We start from the raw sequence: 703 nt of genomic DNA, 5'->3' as shown, positions 1-703 counted from the left end.
CCTAAGGCATCCGATACATACGTTAACTCATAACTACCTGGCGTAATCGGTACTAATTCTTCTAATACTACTACATCTCCTTCTGCTGCAGTTGTTAAACTTCCTGAGCCTGAAGAAAAAGAATAGTTTCTTTCATAAGTCTCTCCTGTTCTTACGGTTTCATTTCCTAGGGTTACTATAATGGTTGTACTACTCCCTAATAATACAGGTTTTGTTGGACCAACTGCCGTCCAGCTTACTGGAATACTACTAATAGTATAATCTAAAATTACCTCTTTAGAAAATCCTAAATCGTCTTCTGCTTTTATTCGAATGCTATGCTCTCCTATCGAAGTACCTATATAATTTAAGGGTACTGATAAAGGGGTTAATGAAATCTCTTGCCCCTCGGGTATAGCCTCTCCAAAAGAATCTACAAAATAACCCTCGCCACTTTCCACAAAATAACTATAGAAATACGTTATATCTTCTACGAACTCTTCCGGAGTAACTGTTATAGTACCACTTAAAGACGTATTTAAAAAACCTTCCGATTCATGTGTCTCACTTAACTCAAACTCTACCTCAGTATATAAACTTACATCCTTAGTACATGCAAGTATTACAGCTAATACCAAAAAGAAACCAACTAAATATTTATATAAGCTATTCATTGTAGTTTTTTATTATCTGAAAAAATAGTAACCATTACTATTGAGGCATT

At 34.7% G+C, this 703-nt stretch carries 1 pseudogene; it reads right to left on the bottom strand.

From position 1 onward, the window contains the following. Window positions 1–653 (bottom strand): annotated as a pseudogene (locus tag Q0856_RS18015) (hypothetical protein); the annotation flags it as partial. Between the last annotated feature and the right edge of the window lie 50 nt (window positions 654–703).

Source organism: uncultured Maribacter sp. (assembly GCF_947496775.1).
In the GTDB taxonomy this organism is placed as follows: Bacteria; Bacteroidota; Bacteroidia; order Flavobacteriales; family Flavobacteriaceae; genus Maribacter_B.
Note: the sequence above shows the minus strand (reverse complement) of the source record. Positions and strands in the feature narration are given on the sequence as shown.